Genomic DNA, 6,694 nt, shown 5'->3' with positions numbered 1-6,694 from the left:
GTTAGCTTAGATGAATTTAGAAAGGATAATACATGAAAGAAATAGCATTATCAAAAACAGATAGAGAACTATTTGGTTTACACCCAAATTACGAAAGAGAGACTGGGTTGGATCAAGTTTCATTTGAAGTGCCGTACGAATTATTTAAAACCCTGCTCAAACGAACAGGGCAACGATTGACTCACGAAGAGTTTCTTAGTATTACTATCCATCCGGCTAACAGAACAAAGAAGACAGTTAGGCAATATCAATTTTTATTCAGTATTTGGATGAACGATAATATTAAAAACGAAGTAAGGAAGCCTTCTGAACAGCTTCAAACGGGATGTCTGCGAACACGTCGTCGTAGGCTAGGACGAAGCTCTTATCATCGCAAGTAGGACTAGATTCACCAATATATGCTCCTTCTGAAGTTTGACAAATTAAAAATGTGCGTTCTTCATTTGTCACAGCATTAAGATACGGAGCGAGTTCTGATTTAGTCATAATATTCACCTCTTTTCTAGCTTAATTATAGCAGAAAAAAATCAGTGATAATATACACATCTCCAGCTAGGTTGATACAGCTCTAGCAGGCAAAAATATTTTTACGCAGTTTATTGACAAGTCTCCTATAACTTGGTTTATTTAGATATCTTTTTTGGAAGCGATTAAAAAATACTTTTTTAGTCTCATGCCTACTTTTTTTATACCTTTAAACATGGTATAATAATTAGAAGAATAGGAGTAGGTATGGTAAAGCGTGATTTTATTCGAAATATTATTATAGCGCTCATTGCTATTTTTGTCCTTGTTTTATTAAGGATTTTTGTTTTTTCAACATTTAGAGTTCATGACGATGCGGTCAATTCCTATTTGTCAAATGGGGATGTCGTAGTGGTTAATCGCAATAGGCAGCCGCAGTACAAGGATTTTGTGGTATATGAAGAAGATGGCACTTTCTACATCAGCCGTGTGATTGCGACACCTGGTCAGACTGCGACGGTGATGGATGATATTTTGTATATCGATAATGTCGCCAAGGAAGAACCTTATATCAGCCAGATGAAATCAAAATACACGGCCTCATCTGATAGCCAAATGCCTTTTACGTCAGATTTTTCGATTGAAACATTGACAGATAACAAAGAAACTAAAATTCCAAAGGGTAGTTATTTGGTGCTAAACGATGACCGTCAAAACACTAATGACAGCCGTAAATTTGGCTTGATTAAGGCAAAACAAATTCGAGGAGTTGTGACCTTCAAATTATGGCCGCTAAGTCAATTTGGTTTTCTGACAACAGAGTAGTTTAGCTACTCTGTTTTTTTGTATTTTCAAAAGGAATAATCATAGGAAAAATAAAGCGTTTGCTATTGGTCTAAATAAACTATACCAATTTTATTGTTGACATTAATAATATAAAGTTATATACTGATTTTGTTAGTTTTTATTGATGACTATAGGATTATACCAATTAAAAAATAAGAAAGAAATAGCAAGGGTGTCTTGCTAATAGGTGACATGTTATGTGTGGTATTGTTGGTGTTGTTGGAAACAAAAATGCAACAGATATTTTGATGCAAGGTCTTGAAAAGTTGGAATATCGTGGTTACGATTCTGCTGGGATTTTTGTGACAAACGGTGTAAATCAAGGACGCTTAATCAAATCAGTTGGTCGTATTGCAGACCTTCGTGCTAAAATCGGGATGGATGTGGCTGGCTACACTGGTATCGGTCATACGCGCTGGGCAACACACGGTCATGCGACTGAAGAAAATGCTCACCCTCACACATCAGAAACAGGGCGTTTTGTTTTGGTTCACAATGGTGTGATTGAAAATTACTTGCAAATCAAAGAAGAATACCTTTCCGGACATCATTTGAAAGGTGAAACCGATACAGAAATTGCTGTTCATTTGATTGGACAATTTGTTACAGATGGTTTGTCTGTTTTAGAAGCCTTTAAAAAAGCATTGCACATCATCGAAGGGTCATACGCTTTTGCTTTGATTGATGCTGAAGATCCAGATACTATCTACGTTGCTAAAAACAAATCACCACTTTTGATTGGTTTGGGTGATGGTTACAACATGGTCTGCTCAGATGCGATGGCAATGATTCGTGAAACTAGTGAATTCATGGAAATTCACGATAAAGAATTGGTTGTTTTGACAAAAGATTCTGTAACTGTAACAGATTATGACGGCAACCTTATCGAACGCGAATCTTACACAGCTGAGTTGGACTTGTCTGACATTGGTAAAGGAACTTACCCTTACTACATGCTTAAAGAAATCGATGAACAACCAACTGTTATGCGTAAATTAATCAATACCTATGCCGACAGCGAAGGCAATATGTTGGTTGGCCCTGAGATTGTTAAAACCGTGCAAGAATGTGACCGTATTTATATCTTGGCAGCAGGAACATCTTACAACGCTGGTTTTGCTTCAAAAGCTATGCTTGAAAAATTGACGGATACACCAGTTGAATTGGGAATTGCGTCAGAATGGGGCTATAATATGCCATTGTTGAGCAAAAAACCAATGTTTATCCTACTTAGCCAATCTGGTGAAACAGCAGATAGCCGTCAGGTTTTAGTGAAAGCAAACCAAATGGGTATCCCAAGTTTGACCGTGACAAACGTTCCTGGTTCAACCTTGTCACGTGAAGCCACTTATACCATGTTGTTGCATGCTGGTCCTGAAATTGCAGTTGCTTCTACAAAAGCATACACTGCACAAATTGCGGCACTTGCCTTCCTTGCTAAAGCAGTCGGAGAAGCAAATGGTAAGAAAGAAGCCCTTGAATTTGACTTGGTACATGAATTGTCTATCGTGGCACAATCAATCGAGGCAACTCTTTCAGAAAAAGACAGCATTTCAGAAAAAGTAGAAGCTTTGTTAAAAGATACTCGCAACGCCTTTTACATTGGCCGTGGCAATGATTACTACGTTGCTATGGAAGCTAGCTTGAAATTGAAAGAAATCTCATACATTCAATGTGAAGGATTTGCGGCTGGTGAATTGAAACACGGTACCATTTCTCTGATTGAAGATGGCACACCTGTTCTTGGTTTGATTTCATCAAGTGAAGCAGTAGCAAGCCATACGCGTGGTAATATCCAAGAAGTGTCTGCCCGCGGTGCTAATGTCTTGACTATCGTTGAAGAAGGGTTGTCAAAACCAGGAGATGATATAGTGGTTAACCGCGTCCACCCTTACTTGACGAGCATTTCAATGGTTATCCCAACTCAATTGATTGCCTACTTTGCGTCATTACAACGTGGTCTTGACGTTGATAAACCACGTAACTTGGCTAAAGCGGTAACGGTTGAATAATAGTTTTTAAATAATAGAACCCTAAAAAGTCTGGATTTGTCGTCCAGGCTTTTTTTGTCACAAAAATTTTGCCAAAACTTTAGTTTAAAATGCTTACAAAACATATTATAATATAGTTAAGAAAAAAGGAGGAAACGGCTAATGGAAAACAAAAGTGCATTAAAAGTAAGAGTCCAAAAATTAGGGACAACCTTATCCAACATGGTTATGCCTAATATTGGCGCTTTTATCGCATGGGGGATATTGGCAACGCTATTCATCGAAACAGGCTGGTTCCCAAATCCCACGCTAAGTGTAATGGTATCACCAATCTTGACCTATCTCTTGCCTTTGTTAATTGGTTATACGGCAGGGTTTAATGTTTATGGACAACGTGGTGCAGTTGTAGGTGCTATGGCAACCTTCGGTGCTATTGTTGGGTCATCAGTAACCATGTTTATCGGTGCCATGATTATGGGACCTTTGGGAGCATGGTGTATCAAGAAATTTGACGAGAAATTCCAAGAAAAAATTCGTCCTGGATTTGAAATGTTATTAAATAACTTCTCAGCTGGGATTATCGGATTTATTTTGATTATTCTTGCTTTTCTAGCAGTTGGTCCAGTTGTTTCTAGTTTGACAGCTGCTATCGGTGTCGGGGTTCAAGCTATTATCAACGCGAAAATGTTACCACTGGCAAATATCTTGATTGAGCCAGCCAAGGTTCTCTTCTTAAATAACGCGCTTAACCACGGTATCTTTACACCGCTTGGAACAGAACAAGTCGCAGAAGCAGGGAAATCAATTCTCTTCTTGCTAGAATCTAACCCTGGTCCTGGTCTTGGTATCTTGCTTGCTTACTCATTCTTTGGTAAAGGCTCAGCTAAATCATCAGCACCAGGAGCAGTTATTATTGAATTCTTGGGTGGGATTCATGAAATCTATTTCCCATACGTTATGATGAAACCGCTTTTATTCCTAGCGGCCATTGCTGGGGGTGTTGTGGGAACCCTTTACTTTCCAACTTCTAGGAGCTGGTCTATCAGCAGCAGCTTCACCTGGTTCTATTATCGCTATCTTAGCCATGACACCAAGAGGCGGTTACTTACCTGTTATTGCTGGTGTGGCAGCGGCAGCTGTGGCATCTTTCCTAGTGGCATCTGTGATTTTGAAAGCAGACAGATCAGAAAGCGATTCGCTTGAGTCAGCTCAGGCAGCTAGCCAAGCAGCTAAAGCAGCTTCAAAAGGTCAAGAAGTTGCACCATCACAAGAAGAACTCATGATTAGCACTGACGCTGTGCAACAAATCATCTTTGCCTGTGATGCAGGTATGGGAAGTTCAGCTATGGGTGCTTCAATCTTGAGAGAAAAAGTGAAAAAAGCTGGTTTGGATATTCCTGTAACAAATAAAGCGATTTCAAACCTAACTGATACGCCAAATACTTTGATTGTAACCCAAGAAGAATTGGCAGAACGTGCGGCTCAGAAAACACCAAGCGCGATTCACGTCAGCGTTGACAATTTCCTTGCAACACCAAAATACGATGAGATTGTGACTCGTTTGAGTGGAGCAAGCGAAGCACCAGCTGAAGAAACAGTCCCTGTTAATCAACAAGTGAGTGAAAAAGCTCCCGTACAGATTGACTTGAATCAAATTGATGAAGTAGTCTTTGCTTACGGAAAAGCAAGAGGGTCTGTCACTATGGGTGAAGCAACCTTGAAAGCTATCTTCAAGAACAAGGGCATTGCTATCCCTGTTTCAAAAGTGGCCAATGAAGACCTACCAGCCTTTAACGCGAATAATATTCTCATTGTTTCTAATATTGCAAATCAAACAGATGTGCAAAAATACGCTCGTGATGCGCAACTCTTGGTTGTTGATAGTTTAGTCACAACACCTGAGTACGACAAAATGATTGCTCGTATCTCTCATTAAAACGGAAAGTAGTCCTAGGATGCTATTAACAAAACGAGAAGAACAACTATTGAAAGCTTTCTTAAAGTTTGGAAAGCTTTCAATGGATAATATGTCTGAAATGCTAGGCGTGTCTAAACGAACGGTTTATCGAACCTTGTCGGATTTGACCAATAGCCTAGCCACGTTGGGCATTGCTATTATCAAAGAAAACAATAAATATTATTTATCAGGTGATTTTGAAAACATTTCTGAATTGAGCGCACAAGCGACTTACACGCGCAATGAACGCCTCAATCTCATCACCTACAACTTGCTTATCAGCCGTGAGAATATCACCAATGAAAGCTTACAAGACCAGTTTGGTGTCAGCAACGTTACTGTCATTCAAGATATTGCTGATATTGAAAAACGTTTGAAAGATTTTAACTTGGTCTTAAAAAGGCGTAAAGGCTATGGTTTAGCCGTTGGTCATAGCCAAATGAAACGCCGTCTGTTAGCCATTTTGCTAACGCAGAATATTCCTTTACCTCAATTTTGGCAGCAAGACTGTGGTATCTTTGATTGCATTTCTGCTGAGCGTCTGCAACAAGCTACGCAAGCTTTCCAGAAATACCAAGAGGAATTACCAGAATTTGATGCTAAATTAAATCAATTTTTCATTATTTTATTATCCTTGTCTAATTGGGATACTTTTGAAGTGAATCCCACTCCTGTTAGCAAAGTATCATTGGAATTTTCACAGAAGGTCTTTGCTCACTTGTCGCACTTAAGTCAAGAATTTTACAGCTTAAAAGAGATTTTATACTATGCTTCCTTGATGGATGAATTGGTCATCAAGCGTCAAAATACCCCCTTGTTTAATGAAAATTTCGATAGTGAGTTTTTCTATAACGTATCTAATCTGATTGATAAGGTGGGGCGCTACACTAAAATCAATTTTGCCAAGGACCAGCTACTCTTTAAGTTTTTGTTCAATCATATTCGCTTAAACTTAGCCATTCCAGTGATTTTTGAGGATTCGGCGACCAATACTATTGCTCATCATGTTATCAAAAGCAATGATTACCTGTATCGCGTGGTGAGTTTGTTGGTCAAAGAAATCTTTCCAGCTTATTTTCAAAATGACCGTGAGTATGAGTTGATTACCTTGCATTTTGCCTCAAGTTTGCGGCGTAGTCCTGACATTTACCCTGTTCATCTGCTGTTGTTGACTGATGAACGCCCGCTGGCAACGGAGTTGCTGGTCACACGGATTAAGACCATTGCCCCATTTGTTGGGACAATCGCGGTGAAAACCTTGTCACAATACACGGTGGATGACAAACGTTCTTATGACTGTTTGTTGTCAACCAGTGTTTTACAAGACCAAGACATTAAGCAGTTGTCGATGCTATTGCAAACGCTGATATTATCACAACAGCGATCGGGCCAAACATTTTGCCTTTGATTGCAGAATTGATTGCCAAAGGTATCG

The 6,694-nt window shown here is 39.2% G+C and carries 3 protein-coding genes and 2 pseudogenes; all 5 read left to right on the top strand.

The annotated features are described in order from the left end of the window. Window positions 1-32 precede the first annotated feature (32 nt). A complete protein-coding gene (locus tag B3473_RS00025; RefSeq protein ID WP_154455264.1) occupies window positions 33-380 on the top strand; it encodes a hypothetical protein in 348 nt (115 codons plus the stop codon). 352 nt (window positions 381-732) lie between these two features. Then, entirely contained in the window at window positions 733-1,290 is a 558-nt protein-coding gene (gene lepB / locus B3473_RS00020) for a signal peptidase I (RefSeq protein ID WP_235281243.1), read from the top strand. A gap of 218 nt (window positions 1,291-1,508) precedes the next feature. Continuing rightward, on the top strand, window positions 1,509-3,323 hold the full coding sequence (gene glmS, locus B3473_RS00015) for a glutamine--fructose-6-phosphate transaminase (isomerizing) (protein WP_235280598.1): 1,815 nt from the start codon (window positions 1,509-1,511) through the stop codon (window positions 3,321-3,323). Window positions 3,324-3,464: 141 nt separating this feature from the next. Further along, window positions 3,465-5,238, top strand: a pseudogene (locus B3473_RS00010) (PTS mannitol-specific transporter subunit IIBC). 19 nt (window positions 5,239-5,257) lie between these two features. Further along, window positions 5,258-6,607, top strand: a pseudogene (locus B3473_RS00005) (BglG family transcription antiterminator); the annotation flags it as partial. Window positions 6,608-6,694: the final 87 nt, after the last annotated feature.

Origin of the sequence: Streptococcus sp. UBA632 (assembly GCF_002300045.1) — a bacterium.
Taxonomy (GTDB): Bacteria; Bacillota; Bacilli; order Lactobacillales; family Streptococcaceae; genus Streptococcus; species Streptococcus alactolyticus.
Note: the sequence above shows the minus strand (reverse complement) of the source record. Positions and strands in the feature narration are given on the sequence as shown.